This window comes from Agrobacterium vaccinii (assembly GCF_021310995.1).
Lineage (GTDB): Bacteria > Pseudomonadota > Alphaproteobacteria > Rhizobiales > Rhizobiaceae > Agrobacterium > Agrobacterium vaccinii.
Window position 1 is genome coordinate 2,128,722 of the sequence record NZ_CP054150.1, and the last position, 23,683, is coordinate 2,152,404.

The 23,683-nt window shown below is 57.4% G+C and carries 20 protein-coding genes; 10 read left to right on the plus strand and 10 right to left on the minus strand.

The annotated features are described in order from the left end of the window. Positions 1-3: 3 nt before the first annotated feature. The 4 genes from HRR99_RS10600 to HRR99_RS10615 all read right to left on the minus strand — a co-directional run bounded on the left by HRR99_RS10600 (position 4) and on the right by HRR99_RS10615 (position 5,961). Positions 4-888, minus strand: a complete 885-nt coding sequence (locus HRR99_RS10600; RefSeq protein ID WP_233121624.1) for a phosphatase PAP2 family protein — start codon at positions 886-888, stop codon at positions 4-6. A 226-nt stretch (positions 889-1,114) separates the two neighbouring features. Continuing rightward, entirely contained in the window at positions 1,115-2,632 is a 1,518-nt protein-coding gene (gene adh / locus HRR99_RS10605; RefSeq protein ID WP_233121626.1) for an aldehyde dehydrogenase, read from the minus strand. 224 nt (positions 2,633-2,856) lie between these two features. Beyond that, positions 2,857-3,816: a helix-turn-helix domain-containing protein gene (locus HRR99_RS10610; RefSeq protein WP_233121628.1), complete on the minus strand. Its 960-nt coding sequence runs from the start codon at positions 3,814-3,816 to the stop codon at positions 2,857-2,859. Between the two features lie 72 nt (positions 3,817-3,888). Continuing rightward, the gene (locus tag HRR99_RS10615; RefSeq protein WP_233121630.1) at positions 3,889-5,961 is read right to left on the minus strand and encodes a putative bifunctional diguanylate cyclase/phosphodiesterase; all 2,073 of its coding nucleotides are present in this window, start codon (positions 5,959-5,961) and stop codon (positions 3,889-3,891) included. A 322-nt stretch (positions 5,962-6,283) separates the two neighbouring features. Between HRR99_RS10615 and HRR99_RS10620 the strand changes: the two genes are divergently transcribed. The 9 genes from HRR99_RS10620 (at position 6,284) to HRR99_RS10660 (ending at position 14,826) form a co-directional block, all read left to right on the plus strand. After that, a complete protein-coding gene (locus tag HRR99_RS10620; RefSeq protein WP_111837842.1) occupies positions 6,284-6,904 on the plus strand; it encodes a 50S ribosomal protein L25/general stress protein Ctc in 621 nt (206 codons plus the stop codon). 316 nt (positions 6,905-7,220) lie between these two features. Continuing rightward, positions 7,221-9,605, plus strand: a complete 2,385-nt coding sequence (locus HRR99_RS10625; RefSeq protein ID WP_233121631.1) for an EAL domain-containing protein — start codon at positions 7,221-7,223, stop codon at positions 9,603-9,605. Positions 9,606-9,630: 25 nt separating this feature from the next. Next, a complete protein-coding gene (locus HRR99_RS10630; RefSeq protein ID WP_233121633.1) occupies positions 9,631-10,347 on the plus strand; it encodes a substrate-binding periplasmic protein in 717 nt (238 codons plus the stop codon). Positions 10,348-10,433: 86 nt separating this feature from the next. Then, entirely contained in the window at positions 10,434-11,144 is a 711-nt protein-coding gene (gene pth / locus HRR99_RS10635) for an aminoacyl-tRNA hydrolase (RefSeq protein WP_233121634.1), read from the plus strand. A gap of 94 nt (positions 11,145-11,238) precedes the next feature. Further along, positions 11,239-11,763: a YcxB family protein gene (locus HRR99_RS10640; RefSeq protein ID WP_233121636.1), complete on the plus strand. Its 525-nt coding sequence runs from the start codon at positions 11,239-11,241 to the stop codon at positions 11,761-11,763. 151 nt (positions 11,764-11,914) lie between these two features. Beyond that, a complete protein-coding gene (locus HRR99_RS10645; RefSeq protein WP_233121637.1) occupies positions 11,915-12,529 on the plus strand; it encodes an exopolysaccharide biosynthesis protein in 615 nt (204 codons plus the stop codon). A 114-nt stretch (positions 12,530-12,643) separates the two neighbouring features. Beyond that, positions 12,644-13,747 carry a redox-regulated ATPase YchF gene (gene ychF / locus HRR99_RS10650; RefSeq protein WP_233121639.1) on the plus strand — a complete coding sequence of 368 codons (1,104 nt, stop codon included), beginning with the start codon at positions 12,644-12,646 and terminating at the stop codon, positions 13,745-13,747. A gap of 156 nt (positions 13,748-13,903) precedes the next feature. Further along, complete coding sequence (locus tag HRR99_RS10655; RefSeq protein ID WP_233121641.1) at positions 13,904-14,362, plus strand: MaoC family dehydratase; 459 nt, start codon at positions 13,904-13,906, stop codon at positions 14,360-14,362. Further along, entirely contained in the window at positions 14,359-14,826 is a 468-nt protein-coding gene (locus HRR99_RS10660) for a MaoC family dehydratase (protein ID WP_233121642.1), read from the plus strand. Before HRR99_RS10655 ends, HRR99_RS10660 begins: the two co-directional genes overlap by 4 nt. Before the next feature lie 36 nt (positions 14,827-14,862). On the opposite strand, the gene HRR99_RS10665 is transcribed toward HRR99_RS10660, so the two are convergent. The 4 genes from HRR99_RS10665 to petA form a co-directional block, all read right to left on the minus strand. Beyond that, positions 14,863-15,405, minus strand: a complete 543-nt coding sequence (locus HRR99_RS10665) for an adenine phosphoribosyltransferase (protein ID WP_003494623.1) — start codon at positions 15,403-15,405, stop codon at positions 14,863-14,865. Positions 15,406-15,582: 177 nt separating this feature from the next. Further along, positions 15,583-16,470: a cytochrome c1 gene (locus HRR99_RS10670; RefSeq protein WP_111837832.1), complete on the minus strand. Its 888-nt coding sequence runs from the start codon at positions 16,468-16,470 to the stop codon at positions 15,583-15,585. Between the two features lie 22 nt (positions 16,471-16,492). Further along, on the minus strand, positions 16,493-17,776 hold the full coding sequence (locus HRR99_RS10675) for a cytochrome b (protein WP_111837831.1): 1,284 nt from the start codon (positions 17,774-17,776) through the stop codon (positions 16,493-16,495). 13 nt (positions 17,777-17,789) lie between these two features. Beyond that, positions 17,790-18,293: a ubiquinol-cytochrome c reductase iron-sulfur subunit gene (gene petA, locus HRR99_RS10680; RefSeq protein ID WP_233123477.1), complete on the minus strand. Its 504-nt coding sequence runs from the start codon at positions 18,291-18,293 to the stop codon at positions 17,790-17,792. Between the two features lie 382 nt (positions 18,294-18,675). Here petA and HRR99_RS10685 point away from each other — a divergent pair, with 382 nt between their 5' ends. Continuing rightward, positions 18,676-19,611, plus strand: a complete 936-nt coding sequence (locus HRR99_RS10685; RefSeq protein WP_233121644.1) for an endonuclease/exonuclease/phosphatase family protein — start codon at positions 18,676-18,678, stop codon at positions 19,609-19,611. 4 nt (positions 19,612-19,615) lie between these two features. On the opposite strand, the gene HRR99_RS10690 is transcribed toward HRR99_RS10685, so the two are convergent. Beyond that, the gene (locus tag HRR99_RS10690; RefSeq protein WP_233121646.1) at positions 19,616-21,484 is read right to left on the minus strand and encodes an ABC transporter ATP-binding protein; all 1,869 of its coding nucleotides are present in this window, start codon (positions 21,482-21,484) and stop codon (positions 19,616-19,618) included. Between the two features lie 245 nt (positions 21,485-21,729). Next, on the minus strand, positions 21,730-23,586 hold the full coding sequence (locus HRR99_RS10695) for an ABC transporter ATP-binding protein (protein ID WP_233121647.1): 1,857 nt from the start codon (positions 23,584-23,586) through the stop codon (positions 21,730-21,732). Positions 23,587-23,683: the final 97 nt, after the last annotated feature.

The window sequence follows — 23,683 nt, forward strand, 5'->3', positions numbered from 1 at the left end:
ACCCTATTCCGCCGTCGCCCTCGATCGGCTTTGGGTGAAAAGGCGTTCATATTCTTTCGCGCCCAGAATCCGCAGGCGCGTCCCTGACCGGTGCAAACTACCCATAACCATACGCAGCATTGCCATCGCATAGCGACCGCTTTGCACGGCGATGCACGAGATGTCCGCGAGAACGGGCCTGACCGTGAAGACGTGCCGGTGACTGCCGATTGCAAGGGCGCGGTAGAGGAAAACCGAGATCATGGCGGCGAAGAGTACCGACATGACCGTATCGCTCAGAAAATGCCGTCCAGCAGCCATACGCATCATCGCCGTGGTTACGATGGCAGCGATTGCCAGACACGCACAAACGACTTTTCCGATACGAGACAGTTGCGGCCAGATGAGCACGCAAAACGGCAGGACAAGGCTTGCCACCAACGCGACTTCGCCGGAGGAGAAGGAGCAGTTGGAGGAACACTGGTTCGCGAGTTGAAATGCTGGCGTAAACAATTGCTGCCCGCCGAACTCGATGACACCGTTAGGCCGCGCACGGCCCAGATTTGACTTGAGGATACCGTTCACCAGCATACCCGCACAGGAGGCCGTGCTGATCCACAAATAGGCCCACACCCTCCAGCCCGTTTTCTGCTGCTGCCCAAGCGCGAGATTGCCAAGGAAGATGAGGAAGGCGATGACGGCGATAACCTCGCCGCCTCTTCTGATGACGTTTCTCCAGAACTCGAAGACCGGGCCGCCTGCCCACCAGCGACCTGCCTCCCCCATGAAGAACAGTTCTGCGACTCTGAGATCGATGAAAGGACAGATGGCAAGGACGATGACAGCAAAAAGCGTTGCAATCGTCAGCCACATGGTAATCCGCATATGGGCGATATCCACGTCGGTCATCGGCTCGACCTGCGTGGCGCATGAAAAAATGGACCGCTCGTAAAAATGTAATGGTGCATATCGATCTATCGCAAAATGACAGAAACGATATGCGCTAGGCAGATTACAGTTTTAAGTCGGATCGCGTGATCCGCTGTGATGGATTTCCGGCTCCCGGAAGCTTTCGCCTCCGGGAGTATTCCGGCAGGTCACCCCACCGGTTCCGGGGAGGATCGTGCGTAACCGATCAGAAGAAGCCGAGCTTGTTGGGGCTGTAGGAGACCAGCAGGTTCTTGGTCTGCTGATAGTGATCGAGCATCATCTTGTGCGTTTCGCGACCGATACCGGACTGCTTGTAGCCGCCAAAGGCAGCGCCTGCCGGATAGGCGTGATAACAATTGGTCCAGACGCGACCCGCTTCGATGCTGCGCCCCGCCCGGTAAGCCGTGTTGGTATCGCGGCTCCACACACCTGCGCCGAGGCCGTAGACAGTGTCGTTGGCAATCTCGATGGCTTCATCTAGCGTCTTGAAGGTGGTGACGGAGACGACGGGGCCGAAGATTTCCTCCTGGAAGACCCGCATTTTGTTGTTGCCTTCAAAGATCGTCGGCTGGATGTAGAAACCGTCCTTGAGGTTGCCCGACAGCGATTTCTTGTCGCCACCGGTCAGCACTTTCGCGCCTTCCTTCTTGCCGATTTCAAGATAGCTCATGATCTTGTCGAACTGTTCCTGCGAAGCCTGAGCGCCGATCATGGTCGAAGCATTCAGCGGATCGTCCTGGCTGATGGCTTCGACGCGCTTGATGGCCTTTTCCATGAAGCGATCATAGATCGACTCGTGCACCAGCGCCCGGGACGGGCATGTGCAGACTTCGCCCTGGTTGAGCGCGAACATCGCAAAGCCTTCCAGCGCCTTGTCGAGGAAAGCATCGTCTTCGTCCATCACGTCTGCAAAGAAGATGTTGGGTGACTTGCCACCCAGTTCCAGCGTGATGTTGGTGACGTTATCGGCAGCATAACGCATGATTTCTTTGCCGACCGATGTCGAGCCGGTAAAGGCGATCTTGGCAATGCGGCTGCTCTGCGCCAGCGGCTTGCCTGCTTCGGTGCCGAGACCATTGACGATGTTGACGACACCCGGTGGTAGCAAATCCTCGATCAGCTCCATGACGAGCAGAATGGAGGCTGGCGTTTGCTCAGCGGGTTTGAGAACCACGCAGTTACCAGCGGCCAGCGCCGGTGCCAGCTTCCATGTCGCCATGAGGATCGGGAAGTTCCACGGGATGATCTGGCCGACGACGCCCAGAGGCTCATGGAAATGATAGGCCACTGTGTCATTGTCGATCTGGCCGATGGAGCCTTCCTGCGCACGCACACAGCCTGCGAAATAGCGGAAGTGATCAATGGCGAGCGGAATGTCGGCATTCGTTGTTTCGCGCAGCGGCTTGCCGTTGTCCCAGGTTTCAGCGCGCGCGATGACTTCGAGATTGTCTTCGATACGCTGGGCGATATTCAACAGAATGTTGGAGCGCTCAGTCACGCTGGTGCGGCCCCATGCGGCGCGTGCTTTGTGCGCTGCATCGAGCGCGAATTCGATATCACTGGCGTCAGAACGCGGTACGTCGCAAATCTTTTGGCCTGTGACCGGCGACAGGTTTTCCATATAGCGACCGGACTTTGGCTCCACCCACTGGCCGCCGATGTAGTTTCCATATTTCAGCTTGAACGGGGTTTCACCAGCCTTGTGCTGGACCTGAATGTTCATGAGTTCATCCTCCCTGATGAATGCGACCTTTTGGTCGCGTGACAGGAAGGTGAGCGCAGACTGGGACGATTGATAGGGCGGCGCCGATATTCCGCACCGCACAGTGTTTCACATCTGCGACAGCGCAATCTAGGAATGTATGTCCCGATGGCACGAAATCTGTTGGGATGATCATACCTCCCTCATTCCTGTGCTTGTCACAGGAATGAGGAAAGACAGCTCTTCTAGTGAACCGAAAGCTTCTTCATCTTGCGGTGAAGCGTTGCGCGGCTGATGCCCAGCAGCGCTGCTGCCTGCGTGATATTGCCATTGGCGCGCAGCAGGACGCGGCGCAACGCTGCCCGCTCTGCATCGGCGAGATCGGCGTGTTTGTCGTGCCGGTCTTCGCGAAGAGCGTCAGATGCTGGAATGCCAGCGGCGAGGTGCGAATCGTCAAGCCGCAGCGCAAGCCGTGCCGCTCGCGTTGCGCCGAGAATGATGTCGTCCTGATCGACCGCCAGCAAAGAGAGTGCCGTCGCATTGCCGGACGGAAGCATGAGAATGCGCGCGCCCGGAAAAGCACGGCGAAACAGATTACCCTCGATGCGCTGGGCAGCATCGCGCACCGCCTGCGTCAGCACGGAAAAAGTCATTTCGTTGACGTCGTCTCGGCACGTCGAAATGTCGAGCGCGCCGGTCACCTGCCCGCGATGATCCCGGATGGGTGCCGTCGTGCAGCACAGGCTGATGTTCGATGAGAAGAAGTGCTGATCGCGGTAGATGGTCACGGAGCGCTCATCGGCCAGAGCCGTTCCGATGCCATTGGTTCCGACACTCGCTTCGCTCCAGAGCGCACCAGACCAGAGACCGAGTTGGCGAAAATCGCGGTCATCCGTCGCCGCACCACGCCGCTCCAGCGCCACGCCGTCCGCATCCGTCAGCAAAAGACAGCAGCCCGCCTTGCCGACAGCGGTAAAGATACGATCCAGCTCGTCAGCACTTTCGGCAATCAGACCCGCAGAAATCTCGCGCGCCCTGCGAAACTCGGCGTCGGCAAGGAATATCGGCTCGCTGCTTTTTTCAGGCGACAGGTGATGCATCGTCATGCATCGGCGCCAGGACGCGATGATGGGTGAACTCGCCGCCGCCGATGGCTGGCTGGCGCTCTGGTACACATGATCCGCATGTGCCGTACCGATGGACATATGCTCCTCCCGATTTTTACCGGGATGGTGCGCCTGATACCATCAGCTTTCAATAGAAAAAAGTGTGAAGGGTCAGCTTGCCAGCGGAAGCGTCTCGATCGAGGCAGTCTCATCGGCAGGCAACACCCTGTTGACTATGGCATCGATGGTGGTCGCAGGGCCCGGGCGACCGTAATAATAGCCCTGAACATGCTGGCACCCTTCCTGACGCAGGAACTCCAGATGCGCCTGCGTCTCCACGCCCTCGGCCAGCACCGGAATGTTGAGACTGTTGGCGAGGATGAGCGTGGAGCGCACGATGGCCTGCGACTGCACATTGCTGCCGAGACCTTCCACGAAACCGCGGTCGATCTTGATCTTGTCGAAGGGGAAGCTCTGCAAGGTCGACAGCGAGGAATAGCCGGTGCCGTAATCATCCATCGCAATGCGCACGCCGAGCGCTTTCAGGCGGCGTATGGTCAACAGAGCGTGACGATGGTCGGCGATGATGCCGCTTTCGGTGATTTCCAGCTCCAACCGCTTGGGCTCCAGCCCGCTTTCCAGCAGGATGCGCTGCACCTTGCGCACGAAATCCGAATCCGAAAGCTGGAGCGGTGCGACGTTGACGGCAACGCTAAGCGGGTTCTTCCACCGCACTGCTTGCAGGCACGCCTCACGCAGAACCCACTCTCCCATCTCGATGATGAAGCCGGTCTGTTCGGCGATCGGAATGAACTCCGCGGGCGAAATCATGCCACGTTCGGGGTGGTTCCAGCGCAGCAAGACCTCAAAGCCAACGATAACACCGGTGGCCGTGTCATTCTGCTGTTGAAAATACAGCTCGAACGCACCCTTTCCGAGACCGGAACGCATGCTGACGGCAAGCGCGTTGCGGGCGCGTGCGGCCTCGTCCATGGATTTGTCGTAAAAGCAGATCGTCCCGGAAACATCCGTTTTGGCGCGGTACATGGCAACATCCGCCTGCGCGATCAGAGCATCCGGGTCTTTGGTGCCGGAACCGCCGACAGCGATGCCGATGCTCGCACCCACCGACAGGATCGTCTCGTTCCATTCGATAGGCCTGACGACCGCGCCCAGCAAACGATGCGCAAATTCCAGCCCGTCGGTCCGGGCATAATAGCGCGGCAAGACGGCTGCGAACTCATCGCCACCGACACGCGCGATGAATTCACCCGGCCTCAAAACGGAGCTCATCCGGTCTGCCAATGCGCGCAGCACCGCATCCCCTGCTCCATGGCCGTGGACGTCGTTGATTTCCTTGAAACGGTTAAGGTCGAAAGCCAGCAAGGCAAAGCGGGCTGTCGGATCATTGCTGCGCGTGGACAGGGCCTGCAAATGCTCCTGAAACGCAGCGCGGTTGGGAATGCCCGTCAGTGCATCGTGCAGGGAAAGATGGCGGTAACGGGCAACCGCCTGCTGGCTGTTTTCCGAATCGATGACATAGGTGGAGAAACCGAAGGCGAGAAGAACGAAAGTGATGATGATTGCGCTACCACCCATCACGCTCGGCGAAACCAGAGACGGCTCGATCGCCAACGCCGGATCGTATGATACGGAGAAGGCCGCCATGGCGGTGAAATGGGTGGAGGCAATGGCAAGCACGAGAAACGTCATGCCGCTATATTTGCAGAACCAGTTCACGGGCCGCACGACGCGGTTGGTGGCCAGTATGCCGAAGATACCACCCAACACCATGGACGCCACCACATAAGCAGGCTCCCACACCAGCGAGCCCTGCACGGTGTAGGCGGCCATGCCGGTATAATGCATGCAGGCAATGCCCAGCCCGATGATCAACCCGCCGCCTTCGGCCAGCGCCGTGTTGCCGCCATAGGTCGCAATCGCAAAACCTGCCGTTGTTGCCAGCACCGAAATAACGAAGGAAAGCCCGGTGAAGCCGGGCAGAAAGCCGACATTGCCGGGGGCCTGATAGCCCAGCATCGCCACGAAATGCGTGGTCCAGATCGTGGTGCCGCCAATCATGCCCGCGAGGAAAAGCCAGTTGACCCTCTGGATCGACGCGTATTGGCGCGCCCGTGCAAACAGCCGCATCGTCAAAAAGCTGCCCAGTATACAGATAACCACTGCGGCAAGCGTGTAACGCGGGTCGTGGTCTATCGTCAGGCAGGTCAGGATTTGATACATAGAGATCACGCATCTGTTGAATTGTTTCAGACTATAATGGTGATCCCGTTTGCGCCGGGTTTACCGACATAGATAAGCAGATATTAAATTACTCTCCTGAAAGGTGCGCTCGTCGCAGCGCGTTAAATCACGGCGCGAGGCTGGAGAGACCTGTGCGATGCGTCTGCGGCCCTTGCCTTTGCGGCATCTTTGGACTATAGGGCCCGCATCCGTGTAGACACCCTTGGAGGCAACGCGGGCGAGACGGCGTTTTCGAAGGCCTTCTCCAGTTCAATCCGCTGTGTCGGATTGGGCTCTCCAGACAACCTAAAAGGATTATGCCATGAGCAAAGAATCTTATGAGCTCAAGGCCGAAGCGCGCGAACGAGTTGGTAAGGGGTCCTCTCGTGAACTACGTCGCAACGGTTTGATTCCTGCTGTCATCTATGGTGACAAGCAAGCCCCAATTTCTATCGCGATTTCGACCAACGAAGTCACGAAGCGCGTCCAGGCTGGCGGCTTCATGACGACTGTGGCAACGCTCAACGTCGACGGCAAGAAGTACAAGGTTCTGCCGAAGGACTACCAGCGCGACCCAGTCCGCGACTTCATGGTGCACGTAGACTTCCTGCGCGTATCCGGCAACTCGCAGGTCACTGTTGAAATTCCGGTTCACTTCATCAACGAAGACAAGTCGGAAATCAAAAAGGGTGGCGTTCTCAACATCGTTCGTCACACTGTCGAAGCCCACGTACCGGCAAACGACATTCCTGATGCGATCACCGTCGATCTCGACGGCCTGAAGATCGGCGACAGCGTTCACATTTCGCAGGTCAAGCTGCCGAAGAACGTTGCCCCTGTCATCACCGACCGCGACTTCACCATCGCAACCATCGTGCCGCCAACTGTCGCGATCGTTGACGAGACCGAAGAAGCTCCGGCAGCAGAAGACGCTTCCGAGTAATTTTGCTGGCGCCAAGACGCCGCATTTTTCTCTTCATTCAAAGCCTCGCATCGCAAGATGCGAGGCTTTTTTCATGCTCTGTGACGGGCCTGTTTGCCGGTCGTTCGTTTTGTAATTCCTATTTTTAGCAAGAGTTAATCATCCCCGGCAACGATACGTCAAAACTTTAGGTTTAGGTCTGATGTATTCGCACGTTCGGACCATTCGTCGGCTCCGCTCAGCATTTTATATTTAGGGAAGAGGCTTCATTATCGCGCAGGCGGGGAATTCTGTGCGGCAAAGGGTTTACAGGGCAAAGGGACGACAGTTGCTACAGATGACTCATTCCGTCGAAAGTCGCTTCATCGCGATCGTATCAGGCACCGTTCTGGCGCTGATCGTTCCGCTCTTCACGATCCTGTTGATGCTGTCCCACCATGAGTCCGTCGCCAATCAGAAAGACCGTCTGGAAATCCTGCTCGTCGCCAACTCGCAGGCGCTCGGGCGCCCGCTATGGGACCTCGATGACGACAGCATCAACCAGATCACCGGAACGCTGGTGACGGACCCCGCCGTCTACATGGTGAAAGTGCGTGATACGCTTGGCCATCTCGACATCACCCAGACCGCAGGCAGCACCTTTTCCACCGATACGTCCTCGATCACGCGCGACATCACCTACAAGAACCTCGACGGAGAAACGAAGGTCGGCAGCATCACCGTCTTTTTCCAGAATGTCGGCCTTTTGACCTCGCTCAGCAATCTCGAACTCGCCTTCATTTCCATCTTCATCCTGGCGATCCTCACCATTTTCGCGACCGCCATCATTGGCAACCGATTGATGGTGATGAAGCCTCTGTTGCGCCTTACGGCGGCCATCGAGGCCACCCGGCGGCTGGGCGCTCGTCACCATGTGGACTGGCGCTCCAAGGACGAAATGGGGCGGCTGGCGCAGAGCTTCAATGAAATGCAAATCCAACTAGATCGCGAAGAGCAGGAAATCAAGAAAGCGCATCTGCGCACAACCGAAATCTACAATCGCACCCCTGCCATGCTGTTTTCGCTGGACCCGGCAGACCGGATTTCCGCCGTGAGCGATTACTGGGTGGAAGCAACCGGATACCAGCGTGCAGACGTTCTGGGCCGCAGCTTCGCAGACCTCATCGTGCCCGAGGATCGCGCCCGTTTCGTGCTGCGCAAACACCACGAACCCACGGCTGATTCTGCAGCAGGAAGTTCCGAACTGACCCTCCACTTCCAATGCGGTGATGGCCGCTTCATGGATGTGCTGATTGCAGAAAAGACCCTGGACCTCGGCGATGGCTATTATCGTTCCGAGGGTTTGAGCGTCATGACCGACGTGACGGAACTGCGCCGTTCCGAGCAACGGAACCGCCTGCAAGCCATCTCGGACCACCTGACCGGCCTGTTCAACCGCCAGGGCTTCGAGGCCATTCTGGACGAAAAAATCATCGAGGCCGACGAAAACGGCACCGAGCTTGCGTGTCTGTTCGTCGATCTCGACCGCTTCAAAATCATCAACGACAATCTGGGCCATGCTGCAGGCGACGCTGTTCTCAAGACCTTCGTGGAACGGCTCAAGCTGCTGCTGACGCCGCTCGATAGCGCATCGCGGCTGGGCGGAGACGAGTTCGCCATTTTGCTGGCGGGCCCGAATACCGACATCCGCGCCACCCGCATCTGCGATCAGATTTGCGCCATCTTCGACACGCCATTCGATGCTGCCGGACACAGCGTCCGGCTGAGCGCCAGTATCGGTCTGGCGCTCTATCCCACCCACGCAAAGACGGCTGCGGAGCTCCTGCAAAACTCCGACATGGCCATGTACAGCAGAAAGCGCGCGGGCAAGAACGGCGCGCAGATGTTCGACCCTGCCATCATGAACGAGGCGCGCGAGCGCGCGGAGATCGAGCAGGACATAGAGCAGGCACTGGAAGGCAACTGGCTAGAAGCGCATTTCCAGCCGATCCGCAATCTGACCAACGGCGAAACGGTGGGCTTCGAGGCACTGATGCGGCTCAACCATCCGCGCAAGGGCATCCTGCCGCCCGCCGCCATCATCGGCGTAGCAGAAGAAAATGGCACGATCCGCCGCATCGGTAACGCCATTCTGGATCATTCCATCCGCAATCTTGCAGCCCTTTCAAAGCTTCCGGGTCTGGAAAAAGCCTATGTCGCGGTCAATTTCTCCGCGCTGCAATTCGAACCCGGCCTGCCCACCCGCATTGCCGGCCTTCTATACCGCCACGGCATCGTGCCTGGCCGGTTGGTGGTAGAAATTACCGAAGCCGTGCTGATGCATGACGATCCGCAAATTCGTGCCGTGCTGAGTGCCATTCGCGAGTTGGGATGCCGCATCGCGCTCGACGATTTCGGCACCGGCTATTCCTCGCTGAGCTACCTCAATCGCTTCCCGATCGATATCGTCAAGATCGACCAGTCCTTCACGCGCTCCATTCGCGACGACGTGGCCGAGATCAGCCACAGAAGCCGGATGCTGGTCGAGGGCATCAGCGCCATCTCGCACAAAATGAACTGCATCGTCATCGCCGAGGGGATCGAGACACGGGAGCAGGAGGCAATGTTGAAGGAAATCGGCGTTGATTGCGGACAAGGCTATCTGTTTGCAAAACCGCAGCCGATCAGTGCCTATATGGCAGCCTTCGACAAGCAGGACGTAAGGATGAAAGTCGGGACCTAACATCATCGGGGAGGATGAGGGGGCGATGTGGCGAATTCTTTTGGCGTTGATGACACTAGCCATGCCCATTTCGGCATCGGCAGAAACGCTCTACATTTCAACGGAAGAATATCCGCCGTACAACGTACGGGACGGAGACGGGCACCCAACTGGCGTCTACATGGACCAGTTGAAGATCATCTTCGAGCGCACCGGCATCCAGTATGAGGCCAGTGTGCTGCCTTGGGCGCGCGCACTGGCGCTGGCCAAAACCGAGCCCATGCACTGCGTTGTAGCCGCGGCCCGCACACCGGAGCGTGAAAACCAGTTCAAATGGGTCTCCCCCATCCACACCGACCGCAATGTCCTCGTGGCAGTGAGCGGCAGGAATTTGAACATCAAGACGCTGGATGACGCCAAGGCCTACACCGTCGGCACGCAACGCACCGACTATACTGAGTCCCTCCTCAAATCGCTGGGGTTTCCCAGAGTCGATCTCAGCGCCGATTTCGACACGACGCTGCTGAAACTGGTCGCGGGCCGCATCGACCTGATGCCGATGTCTGAAAGTGCGCTCAGAAAACTATCGCCCACTGCATTTTCGGAAACCGTGCTTTTGACCCAGCAGAGCCTCGGCATGGCCTGCAACCAGCTTGTGCCGAAAGAGTTGATCGACAAAATGCAGGCCGCGCTCGACGCCATCATTGCAGACGGCACCCAGCGTCGTATCTACGAAAAACATGGCCTTGTGACCCGCCCATAGGGGATCAATATAGACAAAACCGTTGACACCTGCCCTTTTTTTCGGTGGTGAAGGGCAAGTGTAAAATCAACCGAGCGGACACGCCCATGATCATCATTGCAGGCCTCGGCAATCCCGGCACGCAATATACAGGCAATCGACACAACATCGGCTTCATGGCCGTCGATGCCCTGCAACGCCTGCCATCCTTTTCGCCATGGTCGAAGAAGTTCAAGTCCGAGATATCAGAAGGCGAGATCGCGGGCGAAAAAGTCCTGTTGATGAAACCTCTGACATTCATGAACCTGTCGGGCGAATCCATCGGTGAGGCCGCGCGCTTCTACAAGGTGAAGACGGGCGACGTCATCGCCATTCATGATGAGCTGGATCTGGTAGCCGGTCGCGCCCGCATCAAGATCGGCGGCGGTCACGGCGGCCACAATGGCCTGAAATCCATCGACGCCCATTGCGGCAAAGACTACCGCCGCCTTCGCCTCGGGATCGGCCACCCCGGCGACAAGGAACGGGTGCAAGGCCACGTGCTGGGTGACTTCGCCAAGAGCGACAAGGTCTGGCTGGAGCCGCTTCTGGACGCCATCGCCGACAATGCCGAAATGCTAGTCAAGGGCGAGGATTCGCAGCTGATGAACAAGCTGGCGCTTGCCGTCGGCGTCAAATCCGAAGAAAAGAAAGAAACAGCAAAGCCTGCTGCCAAATCGCACATTCATCAGGCCCGCAATTCCGCTCAGCCTAAGAAGCTGCCGGAGACCGGACCGATGGCGGAGATGCTGAAACGGATGTTCGGCAAGAAGGACTAATTCGACATCTGTTCAAAACGGTCGCCTTGAACTTGCCGAATATACAACCCAAGACCGATTCGATTATCCCGTTTTATTGATGTGAGGAATGTCGATGCCCGGTTTAAAAACAGTCTCCTACCGGCTGACGGCAGAGGAATTTGCCAAGGGAACGGATCACTTCAGGCGCCAAGGAAAGAAGAATTACCTGATATCTTTTCTGTTCTTTCTCGCAGTGATTGCTTTTGTAAACTGGCAATCCCATCCTTCAACGGTTTTTGACCTTGTCATCACGAACCTGACAATCATTCCTTCCATTATTATTGCGTTATATATTCTCAATCGTCTCGGCAAAAAGAAGACGATAAAAAACGTCCGAAACTCTCCCTTTGGAAATCTTGATCTCACGACCGAATGGAACGACGACGCCTTGAGCATTCGCCATTCAAACGGATTTCAGAGATATGAATGGATAAACTTTCGGGGCTGGAGCGAGGATCAAACCATGATCACCCTCTTCTACGGACCCAATCTCTACATTCCTCTGCCCAAACGCACATTCGATGATGGACAAGAATCCGACCTGAAGGCGCAGCTCCAAAGCTCAGGATTACAAGAAATCAGGCTGATGCCATTTTGACGTCACCGTAGGCGATGTCTGATGGCAGATACGCTGCCTGACATACTTGAAACTTCCCGTCCCGACACCATTTGCCTGACATGATCAAAACCGAAACACGTCCAGCCAGAGATGCAAAGCCAGTGCGGACTCCACAAAGATGAGTTCCGGCATGCAACACGAAACCATGGCGGAAGCGTTGAGCCGCCTGCCCGACGAAATGCCTGAAAAGGTTACGCTGGCAGGCCTGCTGGACAAGCTTGGAGACAAGGCCATGGCCTTCGTCCTGCTGGTCTTTGCCATTCCCGCCATCGTCCCGACGCCTGGCATTCCCGCAGGCATGATCTTTGGAACGGCGCTGGCCATCCTGTCGCTTCAGATCATGTTCGGCTCACGAAAGCTGGTGCTGCCCGGTTTTCTCGGTCGCCTTTCCGTTTCTCGCTCGATCATCGAACTTACGGCCAAGAAGGCGGCGCCACGACTGGCGAAGCTGGAAAAACTATTGCGACCGCGCGGTCATGTTCTGGCTGAACATCTTGGCCCGGTCAGCATCGGCATCGTCATTTTTCTGATGGCGGTGCTCATCGCCTTGCCTATTCCTTTCGGCAACATGCTTCCGGGCCTCGCCGTTCTGGCGATTGCGCTGGGATTGGCGCAGAAGGATGACATGGCCGTGTTGACGGGACTGGCTCTCGCCATTCTCTCCGTCATCACCAGCGGCGCCATCCTCTACGGCGGATGGGCGCTGATTTCCGGCTGGTTGGGCTTTGACCAAACTGCCGTCTAAGCGACGTCTTTTGCGGGAATCCTCGGCGTTTGCGGCAACAAGGCTTGACCTTGCCGTGCCCATTCCGCAAAAGGCTCGCTAACGGATTTCTTAAAATAGAGACAGGTTCAAGCCATGGGCTTTAAATGCGGTATCGTCGGTCTGCCCAATGTCGGCAAGTCCACACTTTTCAACGCGCTGACGAAGACGGCAGCGGCACAGGCGGCGAACTACCCGTTCTGCACCATCGAGCCTAACACGGGCGAAGTGGCCGTGCCGGATGCGCGCATGAAGATTCTGGCTGATATCGCCGGCTCTAAGGAAATCATCCCGACCCGCATTTCCTTCGTGGACATTGCAGGTCTGGTACGTGGCGCGTCTAAGGGCGAAGGTCTGGGTAACAAGTTTCTGGCAAACATCCGCGAAGTGGACGCTGTCGTCCACGTTCTGCGCTGCTTCGAAGACGATGACATTACCCACGTTGAAGGCCGTATCAACCCGGTCGGCGATGCAGATACCATCGAAACCGAGCTGATGCTGGCCGACCTCGAAAGCCTTGAGCGCCGGGTGGAACAGACCCGCAAGCGCGCCTCGTCCAAGGACAAGGACTCGTTGACCCAGCTCCCGGTCATGGAAGCCGTCATCAAGCTGCTTCATGACGGCAAGCCTGCCCGCCTGCTGCTGAAGACACTCGCTGCCGATGAAATCGAGGTTCTGAAGGGCCTCAACCTTCTGACCTCGCACCCTGTGCTCTATGTTTGCAACGTGGCAGAGGCCGATGCGGTCGATGGCAACGAGCACACCAAGGCCGTGACCGAGATGGCAAAGGCGCAGGGCGCGGAATGCGTCATCATTTCCGCCGCTATCGAATCCGAGGTTGCGCAGCTTCCCGAAGACGAATCGAAGGAATTCCTGTCCGCTCTCGGTCTGGAAGAAGCCGGTCTCGACCGCCTGATCCGCGCAGGCTACCACCTGCTCGATCTCATCACCTACTTCACCGTGGGCCCCAAGGAATGCCGCGCCTGGACAATCGAGCGTGGCACCAAGGCACCGGGCGCTGCTGGTGTCATCCACACCGATTTCGAACGCGGCTTCATCCGCGCCTTCACCATCGCCTATGACGACTACGTTGCTTTCAAGGGCGAAGTGGGCGCCAAGGAAGTCGGCAAGGGCCGTGACGAAGGCAAGGAATATGTCGTCAACGATGGCGACGTGATCCACTTCCGCTTCAACACCTGATCCTGCATCACAGAGAAAACCGGCCCGCGCCCGTCGCGGGCCGTTTGCATTTCAGATCACGACAGTTTCCAAGACCAGCATAGATTTGACCTTTACGTAAAAGACGAAGTTACGCTAGGCTGATGAAACGCATGCCAGCGAAGGAGGAGTTCGCCAGTGAAATATACGTTTGAGGATTTCACGCCGGGACGGAGCTTTCCGCTGGGCCCGAAGGTCGTCACCGCGAACGAAATCATTGAATTTGCGTTGGAATTCGACCCTCAACCGATGCATCTCTCGGAAGAAGCGGGCAAAGCCAGCATTCTGGGCGGCTTGGCGGCGTCTGGCTGGCACACCTGCGGGATGTTGATGCGCATGACAGTCGATAGCTACATCAACAACTCCACCTCGCAGGCAGGACTTGGCATCGATTTCGTTGAGTGGAAAAAACCGGTTCTGGCGGGCGATACGCTGAGCGGCACATCGACGGTGATGGACCAGCGCCGCTCTACCTCGCGGCCCGACATGGGCGTCATAAAGCTGCGGCACGAGTTGCAGAACCAGCGCGGGGAGACGGTGTGCGTCGTCGAACTCAACGCCATGCTCTCCACAGCCTCGGAGAAAGCGACATCATGAAGTTCATCGACCTCTATCCGGCAGATGTCAAACTCGAGCTTGGCACCGTCCATTTTTCGGCTGAATCCATCATCCGCTACGCTGAAAAATTCGACCCGCAGCCATTTCATCTCGATGCGGACGCGGCCAAAAACTCGGTATTCGAAGGGCTCTGCGCCTCTGGCTGGCAAACCAGCGCCTCATGGATGAAGTGCTTCCTGGCCTACTGGTCTAAAGAAGTCAGACGGCTAACGTCCGACGGCATAGAGCCACCGAAGCTCGGCCCCTCACCCGGCTTTCGCAATCTGAAATGGCTGCGCCCGGTCTATGCGGGCGACGACATCACCTATTACGCAACCATGATTGCGTCCCGCCCCCTCGCCTCCCGTCCCGGCACCCACCTCAACACCACGCTGAACGAAGGCGTAAACCAGCACGGCGAAACCGTTGTGTGGTTTGAGAGCAACGTGCTGGAGTTTGATTGAGGCTCCCGGATCGTTTCCGGCAGCCTCTCTGGTAGGTCAGTGCCCGGAAAACTCCACCAGCGTGCGGACTTCGACACCGAGGTCCTCAAGCTTCTTTCGGCCACCAAGGTCCGGCAGGTCGATGACGAAGCAGGCTGAGACGATCTCGGCCCCCATCTGACGCAACAGTTTGACGGCACCTTCTGCCGTTCCGCCCGTTGCAATCAGATCGTCCACGAGAATGACCTTTTCGCCCGGCTGGACCGCGTCGACATGCATTTCCATCTCATCGACACCGTATTCGAGGCTATAGGCAACGCGCACCGTGGTATGCGGCAGCTTGCCCTTCTTGCGGATCGGCACGAACCCGGCTGAAAGCTGGTGGGCAACAGCACCGCCCAGAATAAAGCCGCGCGCTTCCATCCCCGCAATCTTGTCGATCTTCGTTCCGGCATAGGGCTGAACCAGTTCATCCACCGCGCGGCGAAAGGCACGCGGATTGCCAAGAAGCGTCGTGATATCGCGAAAAATGATGCCCGGCTTCGGATAGTCGGGAATGGAACGAATGGCGGCAGAAAGCTCCGAAGCGATAACGGTCATGATATTTCCGATGTATATGAATGGATGGATCGTCAGAGGACCTTATCAACTCGGTCGCGGCTGACCAATAGGAAATACGTCTTCGATCCGATTGGATCATCAGGCAGTTACGCCAGGACACAAAAAAGCCCTCGCGGAAAACCACGAGGGCTGATCGTAAACAAGTGTCTCGAATCGTCAGTGTTCCTTGCGGGAGTAGACCGACTTCTTGGTGAGATAGACCAGTGCCGTGAAGATCATCAGGAAGATGATGACCATGAAGCCGGTGCGCTTGCGCTGTTCCAGATGCGGCTCTGCGGCCCACATGAGGAATGCGGAAACGTCCTGCGAATACTGGTCCAGCGTCTGCGGGGTGCCATCGTCGTAGGTCACCTGATCGTTGCTGATCGGTGGTGCCATCTTGAGGGCGATCGCACTGCCGAAATACGGATTATAGTGCGTACCTTCGGCGACTTCGATACCGGCTGGCGCATCCTGATAGCCGGTCAGCAGGGCGTGGATGTAGTCTGGTCCACCTTCCTGATAACCGCCGACAACAGGGATCATGTCGATGAGGAACTGCGGGAAACCACGCTCGACGCCGCGTGCCTTGGCCAGCAACGACATGTCAGGTGGTGCCGCGCCGCCGTTGGAGGCCGCAGCCGCTTCCTTGTTCGGATAAGGCGACGGGAAGTGATCCGATGGGACGGCCTTGCGGGTGAACATCTCACCGTCCGCATTGGGGCCGTCCTGCACTTCGTATTCGGCAGCGAAGGCTTTGACCTGATCTTCCGAATAGCCGAGATCTTCCAGCGTGCGGAAGGACACCAGGCTCATGGCATGGCAGGCGGAACAGACTTCCTTGTAGACTTTCAGGCCGCGCTGAAGCTGGCCCTTGTCATACTTGCCGAACGGTCCGGCGAAAGACCATTTTTCTTCCTGCGGTTTCAGGATCGGGAAGTGCCCGCCTGCAATCGCATGTTCGGTCTGTGCCTTGAGATCATGGCCTTCTTCTGCGGCGGAAACCGCAGAACCAAACCCGCCAAGTGCAGCGATAAGCGCGATGCTCGTTACAAGCTTTTTCATTGTAATCGTCCTTCTCTCGCGCTCAGATCTTGACGGCAGCCGCAGGGGCGGCAGCAGTCTTGCCGTTCTTTTCCAGAACGGCCTCAGTGATGGAGTTCGGGATACGCCTTGGCGTCTCAAACAGGCCAAGAAGCGGCATGATGATGAGGAAGAAGCCGAAGTAGTAGAGCGTGCCGATCTGCGACATGACGACATAGGTGCCTTCCGCAGGGCGCGAGCCGAGCCAGCCGAGCATGATGGAGTTCACCACGAAGACCCAGAAGAACATCTTGTACCAAGGGCGATAAACGGCAGAGCGAACCTTTGATGTATCCAGCCATGGCAGGAAGAACAGGACGATGATCGCACCGAACATCACCAGAACGCCACCGAGCTTGGAATCGATAGGGCCGACATTGAAAGTGATGGCGCGCAGCATGGCGTAGAATGGCAAGAAGTACCATTCCGGCACGATATGCGCCGGTGTCTTCAACGCATCCGCCATGATGTAGTTGTCAGGATGGCCGAGGAAGTTGGGCATGTAGAAGACGAAATAGGCGTAGACGAGCAGGAAGATGGAGATGCCGAGTGCGTCTTTCAACGTTGCGTAAGGCGTGAACGGAACCGTGTCCGTCTTCGTCTTGACTTCAACGCCTGTCGGGTTGGTCTGGCCGGTCACATGCAGAGCCCAGATGTGCAGGATAACGACACCCACGATCATGAAGGGCAGCAGGTAGTGCAGCGCAAAGAAGCGGTTCAGCGTCGGCTGATCAACGGCAAAGCCACCAAGCAGGAACTGCTGGATCCACTCACCCACGCCCGGAAAGGCCGTGAAGAAGCCGGTGATGACGGTTGCACCCCAGAACGACATCTGACCCCAGGGCAGCACGTAACCCATGAAGCCGGTTGCCATCATAAGAAGGAAGATGATGCAGCCGAGAATCCAGAGGATTTCGCGCGGAGCCTTGTACGAGCCATAATAGAGGCCACGGGCAATGTGCAGGTAAACGGCAATGAAGAAGAACGACGCACCATTGGCATGCATGTAGCGCAGCAGCCAACCGTGGTTGACGTCACGCATGATCTTCTCGACCGAAATGAACGCAACCGACGTTTCGGCGGCGTAATGCATGGCCAGAACGACGCCGGTCAGGATCTGAACGATCAACATGACGGCAAGCATGGCGCCGAAGGTGTAGGCGTAGTTCAGGTTGCGCGGAACCGGATAGGCTATGAAACTGTCATAGACCATACGTGGCAGCGGCAGGCGAGAATCGACCCATCTTTCGATACCGGTCGAGGGCTGGTAACTGGAATGACCACTCATTTCAAATGTCCCCTTATCCGATCTTGATCACGGTATCGGATGTGAATGCGAAGGTCGGAATATGCAGGTTTTCCGGCGCCGGACCTTTGCGAATGCGGCCCGCCGTATCGTAGTGCGAGCCATGGCAGGGACAGAACCACCCGCCGAAATCGCCGGCCTGACCCAGCGGAACACAGCCTAGATGCGTGCAGGAACCAACCATGACGATCCAGTTTTCCTTGCCGGCACCTGCGGAACGGTCAACGTCCGTCGCCTGCGCTGCGGCATCGAGGTTGGCGTTGCGGGCGACCGGATCCTTCAGATCGGCCAGCGCAACGGCGTTAGCTTCCTCGATTTCCTTGGGCGTACGGTTGCGAATGAAGATCGGCTTGCCGCGCCATTTGACGGTCAGGGACATGCCCGGCTCGACACTGGCCACATTGACCTCGATGGACGCAAGCGCCAGCGTCGATGCATCTGGACGCATCTGATCGATGAAAGGCCAGACAACGGCAGCAGCGCCGACAGCGCCCGTCATACCGGTGACTAGATACAGAAAATCGCGACGGGTTGGTTCACCCGCAGCGTCTTGGTCATTTACGTGCTCGCTCACCGCTACACCATCCTCTGCGCTGATTTTGTTGAAAGTCGCATGAGTCCTCCAGCTCTGTTTTGATCCAAGACAAACTCCGTCCCTAGAGTCCCGGTCAGTGCGCGACGATTAAATCGCACCTCTTCTGCTTGATCGCAAAATATGGCGGACCTTGGCAAGAGGAAAGCACACAAAGCTGCCGTAATTCTGCCTTGAGAGCCATTTTTCTCTGCCTTTTCCTGCCCTCATGTCCATCCTGCAACATTGTATGGCGCATTGGCGCGTGATAATTAGAATCACAGGGAGCCTGTAAAACGAGGTTTTAGGATTGAAAGCTAGGCTCACCTGCGTCACGGCGCTTGCGCTCGTACTTGCGCTGTCCGTCATAAGTGCCCGATTTTTCGTTGATTTATGGCTGCTGGCCTTCGTCACCAGTTTTCAGCTGCACATTGCCGTTCTGGTCGCAATCGCCGCTCTTCTGTGCCTTGCCGTGCTTCGCTCTCGCGTGTTCTTCATCATCATCACATGGGCATTCACGCTCAGCGCTCACGCTCTTTATATGGAGCGCGAGTTCGTGACGGACGGTTACGCGCCGAAAGACGCTCGCGCCTTCCGACTGCTTTCCTTCAACGTGTTGATGGAAAACAGCGCCAACGCCGAATCAATCGCTGACACCATCATCGCCTCGAATGCCGATGTTGCCTACGTGATGGAGGCTGCGGCCCTGACCGCTGTGCTGCCGCGCATCCAGCAGACCTACCCATATCGGCTCGGCTGTGGCGAGGGCACGCAACGTTGCGATCTGCTGATCTTGTCGAAACGACCACTGGATGATGCGCGCATCGGGACGCTGAGCTATGTCAGCCGCGAAAGGTTTGGTATGGCCGTTGTCGATATTGACGGCGTGAAGCTGACGCTGGCCGCAGCCCACCTCGCAAAGCCCTATTTCGATGAGTACCACCGCAATGAACTGAACCGCATTCGGTCCACCATCGCAGCCGTCTCAGGTCCGTTGATTCTTGGTGGCGACTTCAACTCCGCCAGTATTGCACCGGATATGCAAGATTTTCTGCTAGATACGGACCTGAAGAAGGCACAGTGGGAACCGGCGACGTGGCCTATCGACGCCGGTGCGTTCGGCATCGCCATAGACCACATCTATGCACGCAGGCCTGCAACCTTGATGAGGCTGGAACGCCTGCCGCAGAACCTCGGCTCAAACCATTTCGGGCTGATAGCCGATTTCAGGATCGCGGCGCCTTGAGACGCTACTGCGCGACCTCATCTGGCGAAAGAAACCCGCCGGATTGACGCGCCCAAAGCTCGGAATAAAGCCCGCCGCTTTCAACCAGCTGCGTATGGGTGCCCTGCTCCACGATGCGCCCGGCATCCATGATGATCAACCGGTCAAGGGCTGCAATGGTTGAGAGACGGTGGGCAATGGCCAGCACGGTCTTGCCACGCATCAACTCATCCAGATTGCTCTGAATGGCGGCCTCGACCTCTGAATCCAGTGCGGAAGTCGCCTCGTCCAGCACCAGAATAGGCGCGTCCTTCAGCATCACGCGAGCGATGGCGATGCGCTGACGCTGGCCACCGGAGAGCTTCACGCCCCGCTCGCCCACATGCGCATCCAGCCCCTTGCGGCCTCGCTGGTCTTCCAGACGTTCGATGAAATCATCCGCCTTGGCGCGTCGGATCGCGGCCAGCAACTGCTCCTCATCGGCATCCATGCGCCCGAACATGATGTTATCGCGAATGGAGCGATGCAGCAGCGACGTGTCCTGCGTGACCATGCCGATATGCGCGCGCAACGTTTCCTGGCTGACCTTGGCGATATCCTGCCCGTCGATCAGAATGCGGCCCTTCTCGACGTCGTAGAAACGCAGCAGCAGATTGACGAGTGTGGACTTGCCCGCCCCTGAACGGCCCACGATACCGACCTTTTCGCCAGGCTCGATATCGAGGTTCAGGTTGTCGATAACGCCCTTGCTTCGTCCGTAATGAAAACTGACATTGTCATAGCGAATACCGGGTTTGGATACGACCAATCCCGGTGCACCCGGCACGTCCACCAAATCGATCGGCTGAGAAATCAACTCGGCGGCATTTTGTACGGTGCCGAAATTGCGCATGATCCCGTTGAACTGCGTCATCAACCGGCCCAGCAGGAAGTTGAGACGCAGCACAAGCGCCAGCGTAAACGCGACTGCACCGGAACTGATGCGACCCGACAGCCACAGATCGATACAGAGCGCTGCCATCGACGTGATCATGATGCCGGACAGCAGCGCCATGGAGGCTCTTACGCCGGTGATGAAGCGCGTGAACATCATGGTCTTCGACTGGAAGATATCGAAACCATCACGCATATAGCGGTCGTTGGCATCGTCACGGCCAAACAGCCGCAGCGTCTGGATGTTGCCATAGGCATCCACCATGCGGCCAGACAGCATGGATGCGGCTTCCGCCGTTTCCCGCGAATGCCTGCGAATGCGCGGCACGAAATAGCGCGCCAGCATCGAGAAAATACCGACCCAGACCACCACCACCACGGCCAGACGCCAGTCCAGACCGCCAATCAGAAACAGCATCGAAACAGAGTAGATACCAACGAACCAGACGCTTTCCATCAGCGATGTGACCAGATCGCCCGCCGCCTGTCCGCCAGACCAGACCTTGGTGACAATGCGACCGGAAAAATCGTTTTGGAAGAAGCTCAGCGATTGCCGTGCCACATGCATGTAGGACTGCCAGCGCACGAGATTATAAAAACCGGGCGTAATGATCTGTTGATCCACCAGCGCCGTGACCATGGTGACGACGAAGCGCACAACCGCAATCAGAACCAGCATGCCGATTAGCTCATAGCCATGATCGGCAATGAGTCCGGCCCATCCCGCGCCCGGCTTGACGGTGGACAAAATATCCACCAGCCGCCCGACAAACCAGAACAACGCCGCCTCGATAGCCGCCGTTAGCCCACCCAGAACCAGCATGGCAAAGAACGGCGTTTTGGCTTGCCTGAGATAGAACCAAATAAAAGCAAACGTATCTTCCGGCGGACGCAGATCGTCCTTGCGGGCGAAGGGCTTGATCCAGTTTTCGAAATAGCCAAAAATACGGGTGATGATCATGGATTTTGTATAGGTGGAATTCAGCCACGGGCAAAGCGGCGAGGAGATTATATTTTGGTAATGGTTGTTAGATAAGGCGCCTAAAACCATCGTTTGCTCAAATGGATCGCTGACGCCTTGACAGACTCTTTCGTCATCCTCGGGCTTGCCCCGAGGATCCACTCACGTATCTAAAATTGCGACGAAGCAGATGCTCGGGACAGGCCCGAGCATGACGAAAGAAAAGATGCCCCAAGAGTCCGAAGCTACTCCCCCGCCACCTTCATATCCGGTTCTTCCTCCGCAATGAATCCACCAGACTGGCGCAGCCACAGATCGGCGTAGATACCGCCGTGTTCCACCAACTCCCCATGCGTGCCGGCTTCGACGATCTTGCCCTTATCGAGAATGATAAGGCGGTCCATCTCGGTCAGCGTTGACAGACGGTGGGCGATGGCGATGACGGTTTTGCCTTCCATCAGCGCAAACAGATTTTCCTGAATGGCCGCTTCCACCTCCGAATCCAGCGCCGAGGTCGCCTCGTCGAGAATGAGGATCGGTGCGTTTTTCAGGAAGACACGGGCGATGGCGATGCGCTGGCGCTGACCGCCGGAAAGCTTGACGCCGCGCTCGCCGACCTGCGCATCAAGACCTTGGCGGCCATGCATATCGACAAGCGTTTCGATGAAATCCCAGGCGTTGGCGCGCTTTGCCGCCGCGATGATCTCTTCATCCGTGGCGCCCGGATGGCCATAGGCGATGTTTTCACGAATTGTCCGGTGCAGCAGCGACGTATCCTGCGTGACGACGCCGATCAGCGAACGCAGGCTATCCTGCGAAACCGTGGAAATATCCTGCCCGTCAATGAGGATTTTGCCCGATTCCAGATCGTAGAAACGCAACAACAGGTTCATCAGCGTCGTCTTGCCTGCACCTGAGCGACCGACCAGACCGACCTTTTCACCGGGCTTGATATCGAGCGAAAGGCCTTCGATCACGCCCTTGTTCTTGCCGTAGTGGAAACGGATGTCCTCGAAGCGGATTTCGCCCTTGTGAGCCGAAAGTCCGGGTGCATTGGCTGCATCGACGATATCGTGCGGCTTCGACATCATGCTCATGCCATCGTAAACGGTCCCGATGTTTTCAAACAGCGATGTGACTTCCCACATGATCCATTGCGACATGCCGTTGACGCGCATGGACAGGCCGATGGCAACCGCTACGGAGCCGACCGAAACAGAGCCCATCATCCAGAAATAGAGGCCGAGCGTAGCAGTCGAAAACATCACCAGCGCATTGTTGATATCGATGCTGATGTTGAAGGCGGAGATACGGCGCATCTGCCGGTGGACGGTGTCCAGAAATACGCTCATGCCTTCGCGCGCATAGATTTCCTCACGACCCGCATGGGAAAACAGCTTGATGGTGGCGATGTTGGTGTAGCTGTCCACTATGCGGCCCGTCATGAGAGACCGCGCATCGGCCTGCTCGCTGGCGAGGCGACCGAGTTTCGGCACGAAATAGGTCAGGATCGCGATATAGGTGCACAGCCAGAAGAGGAGTGGCAAAGCCAGCCGCCAGTCTGCAGCCGCCACCATGAACAGCATCGAGCCAACGAAGCTGATGGCGTAGACGAAGACGTCGATGACCTTCAGCGCCACTTCGCGAATGGAGAGCGCCGTCTGCATGACCTTGGTGGAAACGCGGCCTGCAAACTCGTTGGCGAAGAACGTCATGGAATGGCGCAGCAGGAAACGGTGCATATGCCACCGGGCAATCATGCCGAAGTTTCCTGCCAGCGTCTGGTGCATCGTCATGGTGTGAATGGTGCCCATCAACGGCAGGGCCACCAGCACGAGGCCACCCATCACAGCAAGATGCCAGCTCTCGTCCTGAAGGAAGGTTTCCCGGTTGGCCGATGCCAGCCAGTCCACGATGTTTCCAAGGAACTGGTAGAGCATCACTTCCGCAACCGCGATACCCATGGACATAAGGCCCAGCAGAAGCAGCCAGGGTGCAGCGGGTTTGACGTAATGCCACATGAACGGCAACAGCCGGTTGGGCGGCACGACAGGCGTGGCTGCGGGAAAGGGATCGAGACGTTTTTCAAACCAGCCGAACATGGCCTAGCTCCGGGCATAAAAACCTTGATAACGGCGCCGGGAGACCGAAGCTCCGACCGCTGCCCAAGGAAAGAACATGGAATATGGCCGCAACAGC